Below are 15,056 nucleotides of genomic sequence, written 5' to 3'. Positions count from 1 at the left end.
GGTAGGCTGAGCCGAGGCACCTGACACGCGACTGGCAGAATCGTTCCATGCAGCCGAGCCGAGCCCTCGCGAGGCGCCGATGACACGCCCGATCGAAGCGCTGATCCATACGGACGCGCTGCAGAACAACCTCGCGCGAGCGCGCGCGGCCGCGTCCGGGGCTCGGGTGTGGGCGGTGGTGAAGGCGAACGCCTATGGCCACGGCATCGCCGCGGTGTACGACGCGTTGAAGGCGGCCGACGGCTTCGCGCTGCTCGACGTCGCCGAGGCCGAGCAGGTCCGCGCGCTCGGCTGGCGCGGGCCGATCCTGCTGCTCGAAGGCTGTTTCGACGCGCGCGACCTCGACGCCTGCTCGCGGCTCGACGTCTGGCACGTGGTGCATCGGCGCGAGCAGATCGAGTGGCTCGCGGCGCACAAGACGCACGTGCCGCATCACGTGTTCCTCAAGCTGAACAGCGGCATGAACCGGCTCGGCTTCGCGCCGGCCGCCTACCGCGCGGCGTGGCTGCGCCTCGACGCGCTGCCGCAGGTCGACCGCATCGGCCTCGTCACCCACCTCGCGGACGCCGACGCGGCGGTCGATGCCGGCTCCGACGGCGCTTCGGAGGACCCGCATGCGCTGCCGCCGAGCGTCGCCCGCCAGGTCGAACGCTTCGAGGCGGCGACCGCCGAGCTGCCGGGCGAGCGCTCGCTCGCCAACAGCGCGGCAACGCTGCGCTTCGCCGCCAGCCACCCGGCGGTGCGCGGCGACTGGGTGCGGCCGGGGATCATGCTTTACGGGTCGTCGCCCGATCACCCGGCGCACGGCAGCGCCGCCTGGGGGCTCGAGCCGGCGATGAGCCTGCGCTCGCAGCTGATCGCGTGCCAGGACGTCGCTGCCGGCGAGGCGGTCGGCTACGGCAGCACCTTCCGCAGCGAGCGCCCGATGCGGATCGGCGTGGTCGCCTGCGGCTACGCCGACGGCTACCCGCGCGTCGCACCGGGCGGCAACGGCGCGGCGACGCCGGTGCTCGTCGACGGCGTGCGCACCCGCCTCGTCGGCCGCGTCTCGATGGACATGCTCGCGGTCGACCTGGGTCCGGTGCCCGGCGCGCACGTCGGCAGCGAGGTCACGCTGTGGGGCCGCGCGACGAGCGGCGCGGTGCTGCCGATCGACGAGGTTGCCGCGGCCGCCGGGACGCTCGGCTACGAGCTGATGTGCGCACGCGCGCCGCGGGTGCCGACGCGCGTGGTGCCCTGAGGGCCGCGCGATGGCGGATCTGCCGCGCCGCTTCGCGATCGGCGACGACGAGGTCGAGATCAGCGCGATCCGCGCTCAAGGCGCCGGCGGGCAGAACGTCAACAAGGTGTCCAGCGCGGTCCACCTGCGCTTCGACGTGCGCGCCTCGTCGTTGCCCGATGAGGTGAAGGCGCGCCTGCTGGCCACCCGAGACCAGCGCATCACCGACGAGGGTGTCGTCGTCATCAAGGCGCAGCAGTACCGCAGCCAGGAGCAGAACCGGCGCGCCGCGCTCGACCGCCTGCACGATCTGATCGAGCGCGTCGCCGACCCGGCACCGCCGCGCAAGCCGACCCGGCCCACGCGCGCGTCGCAGGTACGCCGCGTCGACCAGAAGACCGCGCGCGGCGCGGTGAAGGCGCAGCGCGCGAAGGTCGTCGCGTAGCGGCACGCGACCCCCGCGCGTGAGCGCCGCCGTTCACGCCGCCGTCACGCCACTCGCGCCGTCCTCGCGCAGTCCGTCGCACGACGGTGGGAGCCGCCGCCCGCGATCCCTAGCCTGCAGGCGTCGTCACTTCCTGGAGGAACGCCATGCAGGCACGCTCACTCACCCTCGCGACGGCGCTCGGCGCCGCGCTCTCCGCCGCCACCTTGTTCAGCGCAGCGCCCGCCGGAGCCGCCGACTGCGCACAGGTGGAAGTGCGCAACGTCCGCCCGCAGCAGGGCACGCTGATGATCGCGGCCTATGCCGACGCCGCGAGCTTCGACAAGAAGCCGGCCGCCTCGCTCGCGCTGCCCGCCGGCGACGCCACGCAGACGTTTCCGCTCTGCGGCCTCACCGGCGCCGAGGTCGCGCTCACGCTCTATCAGGACCTCAACGGCAACGGCAAGCTCGACCGCAGCCTGTTCGGCATGCCGAGCGAACCGTGGGGCGCCTCCGGCAAGCCCGCCGCGATGTCGGCGCCGACCTGGGACACGACGCACGTGCCCCTCGACGCCAGCCCGATCGTCGTCAACCTGTCGAAGTGAACGGAGGCCGCCATGAATCGTCGTGATCTGATTCGCGCGCTGGCCGCGCTCGGCGCCGGCTCGGCCCTGCCGGCGTTCGCGCTCGACGCCGCTCCCGCCGGCAGCGGGGCCGCCGCTGCCGCGTTCGACCGCGCTGTCGCCGAGATGCGCTGGCTCGGCGCCCTCAAGGGCGTGAGCGCCGGCACCGACACCTTGCGCTGCGACCGCCTCGCGGTCAGCGGGCGCTGGCCGGCCGGGCTGCGCGGCCGCTTCTACCGCAACGGGCCGGCGCTGTTCGAGCGCGGTGGCCAGCGCTACCGCCACTGGTTCGACGGTGACGGCATGGTGCAGCGCTTCGAGTTCGGCCCGAACGGCGTCTCGCACCTGGGCCGGATGGTCCGCACGCCCAAGCTCGCGAACGAGCGCGAGGCCGGGCGCTTTCTCGTCAATGCGCTTGGCACCCGCATCGACGACGAGGCGCCGGTGCAGGGTCCCGACTCGTTCAACACCGCCAACACCAACGCGATCGAGCACGCAGGCCGCGTGCTCGCGATGTGGGAAGGCGGCTCGGCGTTCGCGCTCGATCCGGCCGACCTCTCGACGCGTGGCGCCGTCACCTGGCAGCCCGGCCTCGAGCAGGCGCCGTTCTCCGCCCACCCCAAGCTCGACCCGCAGGGCAATCTCTGGAACATCGGCACCACGCAGGACAAGGTGGTGGTCTGGCACGTCGACCCGGCCGGCAAGCTGGCGCGGGTGCAGATCGGCGAGTCGCCCTACCCCGGCGGAATGGCGCACGACGTCGCGATCACCGAGCGCTACATCGTGCTGCCGCTGCCGCCGGTGCGCCTCAACTTCGGGCGCGCGGGCCGTGGCCGCGAGCCCGAGCAGGCGATGGACTTCGCGCCCGACCAGCCCCTGCGCATCCTGGTGATGAGGAAGGACGACGTCGCCGAGCGCCGCGTGTTCGAGCTGCCGGCGCAGTTCGTGTTCCACGTCGGCAACGCCCACGAGCGCAGCGACGGGACGATCGTGCTCAGCTTCGTGGGCGCGCCCGACGCGACCTTCCTGACCCGCGACGCCATCGCGCTGATGCGCGGCGAGGGCGGCATGTCGACGCACACCCGCACGCAGGTCGCGACGCTCGACATGGCGAGCGGCCGGGCCCGCGTCGACGCGCTCGCCGGCGCGGTCGAGTTCCCGCGCATCGACCCGCGCCGCATCGGCCTGCCGGCGCGTCACCTCGTCACCGCCGTCAACTGGAAGAGCTTCCCGGGGCGCGGGCGCACGCTGTTCCACGGCATCCAGGTACAGGACCTCGCGAGCGGCCGGGTCGACCGCTTCGACTACGGCGCCGACGCGGTCGTCGAGGAGCACATCGTGGTGCCGAAGCCCGGCTCGACCCGCGAGCTCGACGCCTGGCTCGTCGGCACCACATTCGATGCGCGCCGGCAGGCGACGCAGGTCAACGTGCTCGACGCGCGCCGCGTCGCCGACGGGCCGATCGCCCAGGCCACGCTGCCGTACGCGCTGCCGCTCGGGTTCCACGGCAACTTCAGCGCCGCGTGAAGGGCGGGCGCGCGGGGTGGCCGTTCGCCCCGCGCGCGCCCGCTCGCCCTTCGAGGCACGCCTCCGTGCGCGAACCGCGCGCCGGCGAGCGCCGCGGTCGGCGCCGCTACAGTCGCGCGATGGCAAAGGAAAAGTCGGTCTACACCTGCACCGAGTGCGGCGGCACCAGTCCGCGCTGGCTCGGCAAGTGCCCGAACTGCGGGGCCTGGAACACGCTGGTCGAGACGGTCGCCGAAGGCGCCGCGAAGAACCGCTACCAGGCCGGCGTGGTGCGCGGCCTGCACGCGCCGCAGGCGGTGGCGACGCTGTCCGAGATCGAGGCCGCCGACGTCGAGCGTCAGCCGACCGGCCTCGACGAGCTCGACCGCGTGCTCGGCGGCGGCCTCGTGGCCGGCGGCGTGGTGCTGATCGGCGGCGACCCGGGAATCGGCAAGTCGACGCTGCTGCTGCAGGCGCTCGACGCGCTCGCGCGCACGGCCAAGGTGCTGTACGTCACCGGCGAGGAGAGCGGGGCGCAGGTCGCGCTGCGCTCGCGCCGGCTCGGCCTCGCGGCGAGCAGCGTTCGCGTGATGGCCGAGATCCAGCTCGAGAAGATCGCCGCCGCGCTCGACGCCGAGCAGCCGGCGGTCTGCGTGATCGACTCGATCCAGACGCTCTACAGCGACGAGCTGACCTCGGCGCCCGGCTCGGTGGCGCAGGTGCGCGAGTGCGCGGCGCAGCTGACCCGCATCGCCAAGAGCAGCGGCACGACGATCGTGCTGGTCGGCCACGTCACGAAGGACGGCGCGCTCGCCGGGCCGCGCGTGCTCGAGCACATCGTCGACACGGTGCTCTATTTCGAGGGCGACACGCACTCGAGCTTCCGGCTCATCCGCGCGATCAAGAACCGCTTCGGCGCGGTCAACGAGATCGGGGTCTTCGCGATGACCGACAAGGGGCTCAAGGGCGTCGCCAACCCGAGCGCGATCTTCCTGTCGACGCACGGCGACCCGGTCGCCGGCTCGTGCGTGCTCGTCACGCTCGAGGGCTCGCGGCCGCTGCTCGTCGAGATCCAGGCGCTCGTCGATTCGGGCGGGCCGAGCCCGCGCCGCCTCTCGGTCGGCATCGAGCGCGACCGCCTCGCGATGATGCTGGCGGTGCTGCATCGGCACGCCGGCATCGCCATGAGCGACCAGGACGTCTTCGTCAACGCGGTCGGCGGCGTCCGCATCAGCGAGCCGGCGGCGGACCTCGCGGTGATGCTGGCGATCCAGTCGAGCCTGCGCGGGCGTGCCCTGCCGCGCGGCTTCATCGCCTTCGGCGAGGTCGGGCTCGCCGGCGAGGTGCGCCCCGCGCCGCGCGGTCAGGAGCGCCTGAGGGAAGCCGCCAAGCTCGGCTTCAGCGTCGCCATCGTGCCCAAGGCCAACGCGCCGCGCGGCAATGCCCGCCCGATCGAGGGCCTCACCATCCACGCGGTCGATCGAATCGAGCAGGCGATCGAGCTCGCCCGCACCCTTTAGTCACTCGACCCGCAGACTCATGAATCCGATCGTCGGCTGGATCCTGGCGGTGCTGATCGTCATCACGAGCTGGCAGGCCTACGGCTGGAGCGGCGTCGCCCTCGCGGTCACGCTGATCGTGTTCTGGCTCCTGCTGCAGTTCAACCGCACCGTGCGCGTGATGAAGAACGCCGCCGGTGCGCCGGTCGGCAGCGTGCCGAGCGCGGTCGAGCTCAACGCCAAGCTCAAGAAGGGCATGCTGCTGATGCAGGTGATCGGCATGACGCGCAGCCTCGGCCGCAAGGTCAGCGAAGCGCCCGACGTGGACGTGTTCGCCTGGGCCGACAACGGCGGATCCGAGGTCGTCGTCACGTTCGAGGGCGGCCGTGCCCGGCGCTGGACCCTGACCCGCCCCGACACCCCCGAATAGAATCGGCGATCCGCCCGTGACTGCCTGCCGGCAGCCGGGCGCCGGTTTTCGAGGAGAGTGCGATGTCGATGGCCGATCGCGACGGCAAGATCTGGATGGACGGCAAGCTGGTCGAATGGCGCGACGCCACGATCCACGTGCTGTCGCACACGCTGCACTACGGCTGTGGGGTGTTCGAGGGCGTGCGCGCCTACAACACGGTCGACGGCACCGCGATCTTCCGGCTCTACGAGCACACGCAGCGCCTCTTCAACAGCGCCAAGATCCTGCGCATGAAGATCCCGTTCGGGTTCGACGAGATCGTCCAGGCGCAGCGCGACGTGGTGCGGGCCAACAACCTCGAGTCGTGCTATCTCAGGCCACTGGTCTGGATCGGCTCCGAGAAGCTCGGCGTCTCGCCCAAGGGCAACACGATCCACGTGATGGTCGCGGCCTGGCCGTGGGGTGCCTACCTCGGCGAGGAGGGCATGCGGCGCGGCATCCGCGTGAAGACCTCGAGCTACACGCGGCACCACGTGAACATCACGATGACGCAGGCCAAGGCGGTGTCGAACTACAGCAATTCGATCCTCGCCAACATGGAAGCCACCGACGACGGCTACGACGAGGCACTGCTGCTCGACGCCGCCGGCTTCGTGAGCGAAGGCGCCGGCGAGAACGTCTTCATGATCAAGAAGGGCGTCGTCTACACGCCCGACCTCTCGGCCGGCGCGCTCGACGGCATCACGCGCAGCACCATCCTCGCGATCTGCAGCGACCTCGGCCTCAAGCTCGTCGAGAAGCGCATCACCCGCGACGAGCTCTACATTTCCGACGAGGTGTTCTTCACCGGCACCGCCGCCGAAGTCACGCCGATCCGCGAGCTCGACCGCCTGCAGATCGGCGCCGGCGAGCGCGGGCCGATCACCGAAAAGATCCAGGCGGCGTTCTTCGACATCGTGAACGGCCGCAATCCGAAGTACGCCGAATGGCTGACCAAGGTCTGAGTCCCGCCATGCGCAAGCCGCCCGCCAAGGTCGAGGTCACCGCCAAGGACGTCCTGAGCACCGGCGTCGTGTTCTGCCCGAACCCCAAGATGCCGGTGTGGAGCCACCATCCGCGCGTCTTCATCGACGTCGTCACGGCCGGCGAAGGCGCCTGCCCGTACTGCAGCACCGTCTACGCGCTGAAGCCGGGCGAGGTCGTCCACTCGCACTGAACCCGGCCGGCGTGGCTGCAGCCGCGGGCCCTGACGCAGTGCCCGCCGCGACGCCCGTTCGCGCGACGCTCGTCGTCGCACCGCAGTGGATCGGCGACGCCGTCATGTCGCAGCCGCTCGTCGCCATCCTCGCGGCACGCGGCGAGCGCGTCACCGTCGCCGCGCTGCCGTGGGTCGCCCCGGTCTATCGCGCGATGCCCGAAGTTGCCGAGGTGGTCGAGATGGCGCTCGGCCACGGACGCCTCGACCTCGCCGAGCGGCGCCGCATCGCGGCCGGCTGGCGCGGCCGCTTCGACGTCGCCTACGTGCTGCCGAACTCGCTGAAGGCGGCGCTCATCCCCTGGCTCGCACGCGTGCCGCTGCGCATCGGCTACCTCGGCGAAAGCCGGCACGTGCTGCTCAACCGGCGCCTGCCGAACCCGCCGGGCCGGCCGCCGATGGTCGCGTTCTATCGCGCCCTCGCTGCGCTCGGTGCGCCGGCCGCTGCCGGCAGCGGCGCTCGCGCGGCGTCGGCGTCGAGGGACGACGACGCGCATGCGGTGGCGACCGGGCACGCGCCCCGCCTGCACGTCGACCGCGACCGCGCCGCCGCGCTGCTCGACGTCCACGAGCTGCAGGCGGCCGGGTACTGGGCGTTCGCCCCCGGCGCCGAGTACGGCTCCGCCAAGCGCTGGCCGGCCGAGCACTATGCCGAGCTCGCGCGGAGCCTGCACGCCCGCAGCGGCGCACCGGTCGTGCTGCTCGGCTCGCGCCAGGAGCGCGAACTGTGCGAGGCGCTCGCCGCCGGCGCTCCGGGCGCATGCCGCGTGCTCGCGGGCGTCACGTCGCTCGACGATTCGATCGCGCTGATCGCCGCTGCCCGCGGCGTCGCCAGCAACGACTCCGGGCTGATGCACGTGGCGGCCGCGTTCGGCATTCCGCAGGTCGCGATGTTCGGCTCGACGAGCCCGCTGCACACCCCGCCGCTCAACCCCCACGCGCGCGTGCTGTGGCTCAAGGACGAGCTGCAGCTCGACTGCGCGCCCTGCTTCGACCGCGAGTGCCGCTTCGGACACACCCGCTGCCTCGTCGGCATCGAACCGGCGCGGGTCGAGCGCGCGCTCGGCGAGGCGCTGGCCGGCGTCCGGCGAGGCTCGCATGGATGACTACCGCTCGCCCGCCTGGCTGATCGGGGGGCACTTCCAGACGATCTGGCCCGCCCTGTTCGCGAGGCGTCACGAAGGCGTGCCGCCCACGTTCCGGCGCGAACGCTGGAGCACGCCGGATGGCGACTTCATCGACGTCGATCGGGCATCGGCGGCCCTCGCCGCGCCCGGTGCGGGCTCCGACCGGCCCCTGCTCGTCCTCTTCCACGGCCTCGAGGGCTCCTCGTCGAGCCACTACGCGCAGGCGTTCGCGGCGCGCGCCCGTGCGCTCGGCTGGCACTTCGCGGTGCCGCACTTTCGCGGCTGCTCGGGCGAGATCAACCTGGCGCCGCGCGCCTATCACTCGGGCGACTACGAGGAGGTCGGCTGGATCCTCGACCGCTTCCGGCGCGAGCACCCGGGCCCGCTTGTCGCGGCGGGCGTCTCGCTCGGCGGCAACGCGCTGCTGCGCTGGGCCGAGGAGGCGGGCGACGCGGCGGCGCGCCGCGTCGCGGCCGTCGCCGCGGTGTCGGCGCCGCTCGACCTCGCCGCCGGCGGTGCGGCGATCGGGCGCGGCTTCGGTCGGCAGGTCTACACGCGCATGTTCCTGCGCACGATGAAGCCGAAGGCGCTCGCCAAGCTCGCCCAGCACCCCGGCCTCTTCGACCCGGAGTCGCTGCTGCGCGCGCGCACGCTCTACGAGTTCGACGACGTGTTCACCGCGCCGCTGCACGGCTTTCGCGACACCCACGACTACTGGTCGCGCGCCTCGGCCAAGCCGCACCTGGCGCGGATCCGCGTGCCGACGCTGGTGCTGAATGCCCGCAACGACCCGTTCGTGCCGGCCGCCTCGCTGCCGCGCCCCGGCGAGGCAGGCCGCTTCGTCACCCTCTGGCAACCGGCGCACGGCGGCCATGTCGGCTTTCCACTCGGGCGCTGGCCCGGGCACGTGCACACGCTGCCGGAGAAGGTGACAGACTGGCTCGCCCGCCATCTCTGAGAGGAGCCCGCCGTGGACGAGATCGTCGAAGCCGCGCTGCGCAAGTGGCCCAACGTGCCGCACTGCTACGGATGGCTCGGGCTCGACGCGCGCGGCGACTGGTACCTGCGCGACGAGGCGGCGCAGGCGGCGGGCGCGTTCCCCGCGGTCAAGGGCAGCCGCATCGAGCACCCGGGGCTGCGTGCCTTCATCGAGCGCAACTATGCGAGCGACGACGCGGGCGCGTGGTTCTTCCAGAACGGCCCGCAGCGGGTCTACGTCGAACTCGAGGCGGCGCCCTACGTCTGGCGCCTCGTCGACACGCGCGGTGCCGCGGCGAACGACGGTGCCGCGGTCGATCCCTCGCGCGTCGTCAGTCACACCGGGCGCGCCGCGCAGGTCGCGAGCTGCTGGGTCGACGAGGCGGGCCGGCTCTTTCTCGACACCGACATCGGCGTCGGCGTGGTCCACACGCTCGACATGCATGCGGCAGCCGACGTGGTGGAGCGCGGCGCGTGGCTGCCCGAGGAGTGCCGGCTCGCGGAGCTGGCGCAGCGCTTCGGCTATCGGTTGAGGCCGGGCTCCGAGGGAGCGGCTGGCTCCTGAGGCTCGGCAGGTTCGCGAGCGGGGCGCGGGCTGCGGCGGGTCTCCCGACCGGCCGCAGCCTCGAAGGCGTCTACTTCGACGCGCTGACCATGTAGGTGACCACCGTGCGGATGTCCGCATCGCTGGCGGTCGAACCGCCGCGCGGCGGCATCGCACCCTTGCCGGTGATGGCGTGCGTGGTCAGGGTGTCGATGCCTTGTGCGATGCGCGGCGCCCAGGCCGCCTTGTCGCCCAGCTTGGGCGCGCCCGCCACGCCGGCGCCGTGGCAGACCGCGCACGACTGCGCGTAGAGCGGCGGCGGGTTGGCCGCGGGGGTCGCGACCGCCGGTTGGGTGGCCGCCGCGGTCGGCCCGGAGGTCGACGCGGTCATCGACCCGCCGGCGGGCGGCGACAGCTCGGACGGCTGGCGGCCGGCGTTGGCGTCAACACCGGGGCTGGGTGCGACGGTCGCGGTCGAGAGCGCGGTCGTGGTCGTCGGCGCGCCGGCAGCGGCGGCGGTGTCGGCCGGGTTCACCGGCGCCGGCGGCTTCGGCTCGGGGAACGACGCGCCCGACTGGTTGGTCATGTAGACCACCGCGCGAGCCACCTCGAACTCGTTGAAATCGCCGCCGGCCTGCGGGGGCATCGCGCCCTTGCCGTGGACGGCCGACTTGATCAGCGACTCGAGGCCGGTCTTGATGCGGTCGGCCCAGGCCGCCGCGTCGCCGAACTTCGGTGCGCCGAGCGAGCCCGGGGTGTGGCACGCGCTGCACTGCGCGGTGAACACTTCCTGACCGTTCTTGAGCGACGCGACGTCGGTGGCGTCCTTCACCTCGACATGGCCGACCGGACGCAGACGCTCCGACACGGCTTGCGGGGTGAGCACGTTGCTGCCGGCACCCGGCTTGATCTGGGCCTGCACGAACAGCGCGAGCAGCACGATGGTGGTGATCGGGATCACGAAGGCCCAGATCACGGCCAGGATGAGCTGCTTGGGGGTCTTGATGGGCCCCTCGTGGGGCTCGTCGATCTCGATCGGTTCGTGGGCGTCGGTCATCAGGAGCCTCGACTTGTTCAATGACGCAGAAGTGACGCTGGGCGCCCGGCCGAACGACTTTGCGTAGGACCCGCGAGTATAAAGGGGCGTGCCTCGGCGTCGCTCCGGGCTCCGGCCGCTGCACTCGGCGTGCCGTGAGCGCCAATTGGCAGGCAACGGGCGCGCCAGTCGACGCCGCGCCGAACCCCCCGCCGCTGCCGCGCCACCCCGGAGTTGCCCGCATCCGACCCGGTGCGCCCCCGCGCACGTAGAATCGGCCGCTCGGCGCCCGTAGCTCAATGGATAGAGTACTGCCCTCCGAAGGCAGGGGTTGCAGGTTCGATACCTGCCGGGCGCGCCAGCTTTCCTCGCTGTCCGGTTCACCCGGGCGGATGCGCAGGCGCCCACACGGCTCCGCGCCGCTTGTCCGCGCGACGCCGCGCCGCCAGCGGCGTCGCTTGCCCGGCTCGCGGCAGCGCAGCAGACCGGTCAAGCCCTCGTCGCCGCTCCGTACACGAAATAGCGCTCGGTGCTCCGCATGTCCGGTTGCCAGCCGAGCGACTCGAGGCGACGGTTCAGTTCCTCGGGTCCCCGGAAGATCTTGACGATGCGAAAGCTCCGGCCGTCGTTGAGGCGTCGCTCCTGGATGCCGTCTGCATCGGGCGCATGGTGGTTGCTCGCGGTCGAGGTCGGGTCGGGCAGCGAGTCGATCAGGTAGGCGCGGCCGCCCGGCTTCAGGGCGGCGGCGACGCGCTCCCAGAACGCAGTGAACCGGTCCTCGGGCACGTGGCTGAGCCAGAACGAGAAGAACACCGCGTCGTAGGTTGCGGCCGGCGTCCAGTCGAACAGATCCGCGATCTCGTAGCGGGGTAGCGCCAGGCCCGCACGAGCGATGCGCTCGCGGTTCAGGTCGAGCGTCTCGGGCGAGGCGTCGATGCACGTGAGCTGGCGCGCGCTGCGCGCCAGGCGCTGGGTCCACCAGCCGGTGCCGCACGCGACCTCGAGCACGTCGCCGGTCAGCGCGGCGGCGCCGAGCGCCGCCTCGACGCTCGCCACCTCGGTGTTCCAGCGCCGGGTCGGCTCGGCGCCGCGGTCGTAGCGGCCGGTGCGCTGCCACCACTCGTCGTACTCGGCGGCGCGGGCGCGGTAGTACGCCATCTGCTCCTCGAGCAGCGCGGGACGCGGTTCGGTCATCGTGTACCTCCAGTCGAGCGCGCCGGCATTCGCCGGGCGAGGCGGCAGGATAGGCGTCTGTTCGAGCATTCGTCGCGAATACGGGCGCACCGGTCGAAGCGGGCGACGTCGCCCGCGCACCCGCCTAGACTGACACCTTCCGCGCGACAACCAGGAGCCAGCATGGGCGCCCCCGAAGCATTCACGACCATGGACGACATCGGCCACTACATCGGCGGCCGGACGGTGGCGCCGTCCGGTGGGCGGCGCCAGCCGGTGTGGAACCCGGCGACGGGCGCGGTCGCGCGCCACGTCTCGCTCGGCAACGCGTCCGACGTGGCACTCGCCGTCGACGCGGCACGGGCCGCGCTGCCGGCCTGGGCCGACACGCCGCCGCTGCGCCGCGCGCGCGTGATGAACGCGTTCCTGCAGCTCCTGAACCAGCACAAGGACGCGCTCGCCGCCATCATCACGGCCGAGCACGGCAAGGTGTTCAGCGACGCGCAGGGCGAGGTGATGCGCGGGATCGACATCGTCGAGTTCGCGTGCGGCATTCCGCAGCTGCTCAAGGGCGACTACACCGATCAGGTCTCGACCGGCATCGACAACTGGACGATGCGCCAGCCGCTGGGCATCGTCGCCGGGGTCACGCCGTTCAACTTCCCGGTGATGGTCCCGATGTGGATGTTCCCGGTGGCGATCGCGTGCGGCAACTGCTTCATCCTCAAGCCCAGCGAGCGTGACCCGTCGCCGTCGCTGCTGATGGCCGACCTGCTGAAGCAGGCCGGGCTGCCGGACGGCGTGTTCAACGTCGTGCAGGGCGACAAGGTGGTGGTCGACGCGCTGCTCGCGCACCCGGACGTGAAGGCGCTGTCGTTCGTCGGGTCGACGCCGATCGCCCAGCACGTCTACGAGACCGGCGCACGCCACGGCAAGCGCGTGCAGGCGCTCGGCGGCGCCAAGAACCACATGGTCGTGATGCCGGACGCCAACCTCGAGCAGGCGGTCGACGCGCTGGTCGGCGCCGCCTACGGCTCTGCCGGCGAGCGCTGCATGGCGGTCTCGGTCGCGGTGCTGGTGGGCGACATCGCCGACCGCATCGTGCCGCTGCTCGCGGAGCGCGCGGTCGGTCTCGTCGTCAAGAACGGCATGGAGCGCGATGCCGAGATGGGCCCGCTGGTATCGAAGGAGGCCAGGGACCGCGTCGAGTCGTACATCGAGTCGGGTGTCGCCGAGGGCGCGACGCTGGTCGCGGACGGGCGGGGCCTCTCCGTGCCCGGCCACGAGCAGGGCTTCTTCACCGGCGGCACGCTGTTCGACAACGTGACGCCGCAGATGAAGATCTACCGCGAGGAGATCTTCGGCCCGGTGCTGTCGTGCGTGCGCGTCGCGGACTTCAACGCCGCGCTCGACCTCGTCAACGCGCACGAGTTCGGCAACGGCGTCGCCTGCTTCACGAGCGACGGCAACGTGGCGCGCGAGTTCGCACGACGTGTCGAGATCGGCATGGTCGGCATCAACGTGCCGATTCCGGTGCCGATGGCGTGGCACGGATTCGGCGGCTGGAAGCGCAGCATCTTCGGAGACCTCCACACCTACGGCGAGGAAGGCGTCCGCTTCTACACGCGGCAGAAGTCGGTGATGCAGCGCTGGCCCGCGAGCACGCCGAAGGGTGCCGAGTTCGTGATGCCGACTTCGAAGTAGCCGACTCGCACGACCGCGCGGCCGGAAGGCCGCGTTGTGATCGGCGTGGCCCGCGGTACGGCTGGCTCGACTAGCGCGCCGGCTTCGCCGCCGCCGGCCAGCTCCAGTTGACGGTCTGCAGCTTGTTGCCGACCGTCACCGTCTTCTGCTGCGTCTGCCCGCCGGCGCTGGCGTCGAGCGTGTAGCGCCCGACTGGCAGCTTGACCAGCACCCACGGGCCGGCGTTCGCGATCGAGAGCACTTCGCCCCCGTTGCCGCGGATCGCCAAGCGATCGGCGACCGTGAACGCGCCGGTCGCCTCGCTAAACACCACCTTGAGCGTGAAGCCGGGCTCGAGCCGCGCGATGGCGTCGCGGGTCTCCGTGCCGCCGCCGCCGTTCACGTATTCGATGTTGCCGGCGCGCTGCACGGTGGGCGGCGGCGGTGCGCCGGGGTCGGACGCAGGCTGCGCCCGGGCCGCGAGCGCGGACGCGGCGAGGAGCGCGGCGACGAGAAGCTGGGGTGCGAGCGGTCGCATGGTTCGTCTCCTGGGCGAAGACTGCGAACCTATCGCGCGACCGGCGAAGCGACGATGAGCCAAGTGCGCATGAGCGCGTCGGACGAGGCCGACCGGGGCACCGACGGCTTGCCGTCAGTGGCTCGGCACCTCCGCAGCGCGGCTCCCGGCCGCTACAGCTTCTCGGTCTCGCCCGCCGCCGGCTGCCACTTCATTAGGCGGCGTTCGAGCCTGCCGACGGCGGCGTCGAGGATCAGCGCGAACAGCGTCAGCACCAGGATGCCGGCCATCACCGTGTTGATGTCGAACGCACCCTCGGCCTGCAGGATCAGGTAGCCCACCCCCCGCGACGAGCCGAGGTATTCGCCGACCACCGCGCCGACGAACGCCAAGCCGACGCTGGTGTGCAGCGAACTGAACACCCAGCTCGTCGCGCTCGGCAGGTAGACGCTGCGCAGCAGCTGGCGCCGCGACGCGCCGAGCATGCGCGCGTTGGCGAGCACCACCGGACTCACTTCCTTCACGCCCTGGTAGACGTTGAAGAACACGATGAAGAAGACGAGCGTGACGCCGAGCGCGACCTTGCTCGCGATACCGAGGCCGAACCACACCGCGAAAATCGGCGCGAGGATCACCCGCGGCATGCTGTTGAGCGCCTTGATGTAGGGATCGGTGATCGCCGCGGCGATCGGGCTCAGCGCGAGCCAGAGGCCGAAGCCGAGGCCGAGCACGGTGCCGATCGCGAACGCGAGCGCGGTCTCGATCAGCGTGACCGCGAGGTGCTCGTAGATGTCGCGGCCGGTGAAGAACCAGGCGACGATGCGCTCGAAGATCTTCAGCGGCTCGCCGAAGAAGAACGCCGCCTGGCGGTCGTTCTCGAACATGAGCGGCGGGATCAGCCCGGGCGTCGTCAGCAGGTGCCACAGCACGAACACGGCGATGAGCAGGCCGACCTGCCAGATGCGCAGGTTGCGCGGGCCGGGGCGAAGCGTGCGCCAGAGGGACATGATGGTCTCGTGAGCTCGAGTGCGGGAAGGATGGTCAGACCGTTCGAAGGCGG

General features: G+C 72.0%; 16 protein-coding genes and 1 tRNA gene. 13 read left to right on the top strand and 4 right to left on the bottom strand.

The window, feature by feature from the left end; genetic code table 11:
* Positions 1-79 precede the first annotated feature (79 nt).
* The 11 genes from alr to HQN59_RS00795 all read left to right on the top strand — a co-directional run bounded on the left by alr (position 80) and on the right by HQN59_RS00795 (position 9,608).
* Positions 80-1,240, top strand: coding sequence for an alanine racemase (gene alr / locus HQN59_RS00845; RefSeq protein ID WP_176065147.1), 1,161 nt, complete (start codon positions 80-82; stop codon positions 1,238-1,240).
* A 10-nt stretch (positions 1,241-1,250) separates the two neighbouring features.
* Positions 1,251-1,664, top strand: coding sequence for an alternative ribosome rescue aminoacyl-tRNA hydrolase ArfB (gene arfB, locus HQN59_RS00840; protein WP_176065145.1), 414 nt, complete (start codon positions 1,251-1,253; stop codon positions 1,662-1,664).
* 146 nt (positions 1,665-1,810) lie between these two features.
* Positions 1,811-2,248: a DUF2141 domain-containing protein gene (locus tag HQN59_RS00835; RefSeq protein WP_176065143.1), complete on the top strand. Its 438-nt coding sequence runs from the start codon at positions 1,811-1,813 to the stop codon at positions 2,246-2,248.
* A gap of 12 nt (positions 2,249-2,260) precedes the next feature.
* Positions 2,261-3,793, top strand: a complete 1,533-nt coding sequence (locus HQN59_RS00830; protein WP_176065141.1) for a carotenoid oxygenase family protein — start codon at positions 2,261-2,263, stop codon at positions 3,791-3,793.
* Between the two features lie 119 nt (positions 3,794-3,912).
* A complete protein-coding gene (gene radA, locus HQN59_RS00825; protein WP_176065139.1) occupies positions 3,913-5,292 on the top strand; it encodes a DNA repair protein RadA in 1,380 nt (459 codons plus the stop codon).
* A 19-nt stretch (positions 5,293-5,311) separates the two neighbouring features.
* A complete protein-coding gene (locus HQN59_RS00820) occupies positions 5,312-5,701 on the top strand; it encodes a hypothetical protein (RefSeq protein WP_176065137.1) in 390 nt (129 codons plus the stop codon).
* Positions 5,702-5,763: 62 nt separating this feature from the next.
* Positions 5,764-6,687, top strand: a complete 924-nt coding sequence (locus HQN59_RS00815; protein ID WP_176065135.1) for a branched-chain amino acid transaminase — start codon at positions 5,764-5,766, stop codon at positions 6,685-6,687.
* An 8-nt stretch (positions 6,688-6,695) separates the two neighbouring features.
* Positions 6,696-6,899, top strand: coding sequence for a zinc-finger domain-containing protein (locus HQN59_RS00810; protein ID WP_176065133.1), 204 nt, complete (start codon positions 6,696-6,698; stop codon positions 6,897-6,899).
* 104 nt (positions 6,900-7,003) lie between these two features.
* Positions 7,004-8,044, top strand: coding sequence for a lipopolysaccharide heptosyltransferase II (gene waaF, locus HQN59_RS00805; RefSeq protein WP_176065130.1), 1,041 nt, complete (start codon positions 7,004-7,006; stop codon positions 8,042-8,044).
* Complete coding sequence (locus tag HQN59_RS00800; RefSeq protein WP_176065128.1) at positions 8,037-9,023, top strand: YheT family hydrolase; 987 nt, start codon at positions 8,037-8,039, stop codon at positions 9,021-9,023. Before waaF ends, HQN59_RS00800 begins: the two co-directional genes overlap by 8 nt.
* Positions 9,024-9,035: 12 nt before the next feature.
* Positions 9,036-9,608, top strand: a complete 573-nt coding sequence (locus HQN59_RS00795) for a DUF2946 family protein (RefSeq protein WP_176065126.1) — start codon at positions 9,036-9,038, stop codon at positions 9,606-9,608.
* Between the two features lie 70 nt (positions 9,609-9,678).
* Here HQN59_RS00795 and HQN59_RS00790 read toward each other — a convergent pair whose 3' ends face one another.
* A complete protein-coding gene (locus HQN59_RS00790; protein WP_176065125.1) occupies positions 9,679-10,644 on the bottom strand; it encodes a c-type cytochrome in 966 nt (321 codons plus the stop codon).
* Positions 10,645-10,908: 264 nt separating this feature from the next.
* Here HQN59_RS00790 and HQN59_RS00785 point away from each other — a divergent pair.
* Positions 10,909-10,984 (top strand) — tRNA-Arg (locus HQN59_RS00785).
* Between the two features lie 128 nt (positions 10,985-11,112).
* Here the strand turns inward: HQN59_RS00785 and HQN59_RS00780 are convergent.
* Complete coding sequence (locus HQN59_RS00780; protein WP_176065123.1) at positions 11,113-11,817, bottom strand: class I SAM-dependent methyltransferase; 705 nt, start codon at positions 11,815-11,817, stop codon at positions 11,113-11,115.
* Positions 11,818-11,979: 162 nt separating this feature from the next.
* On the opposite strand from HQN59_RS00780, the gene HQN59_RS00775 reads away from it, so the two are divergent.
* A complete protein-coding gene (locus HQN59_RS00775) occupies positions 11,980-13,500 on the top strand; it encodes a CoA-acylating methylmalonate-semialdehyde dehydrogenase (RefSeq protein ID WP_280926621.1) in 1,521 nt (506 codons plus the stop codon).
* 70 nt (positions 13,501-13,570) lie between these two features.
* Here the strand turns inward: HQN59_RS00775 and HQN59_RS00770 are convergent, their stop codons facing one another.
* Positions 13,571-14,017, bottom strand: a complete 447-nt coding sequence (locus HQN59_RS00770) for a hypothetical protein (RefSeq protein WP_176065121.1) — start codon at positions 14,015-14,017, stop codon at positions 13,571-13,573.
* 152 nt (positions 14,018-14,169) lie between these two features.
* Complete coding sequence (locus tag HQN59_RS00765) at positions 14,170-15,003, bottom strand: ABC transporter permease (protein WP_176065119.1); 834 nt, start codon at positions 15,001-15,003, stop codon at positions 14,170-14,172.
* Positions 15,004-15,056: the final 53 nt, after the last annotated feature.

Source organism: Rhizobacter koreensis, assembly GCF_013366375.1.
Taxonomy (GTDB): domain Bacteria; phylum Pseudomonadota; class Gammaproteobacteria; order Burkholderiales; family Burkholderiaceae_C; genus Schlegelella_A; species Schlegelella_A koreensis.
This window is presented reverse-complemented; position numbering and strand designations above follow the sequence as displayed.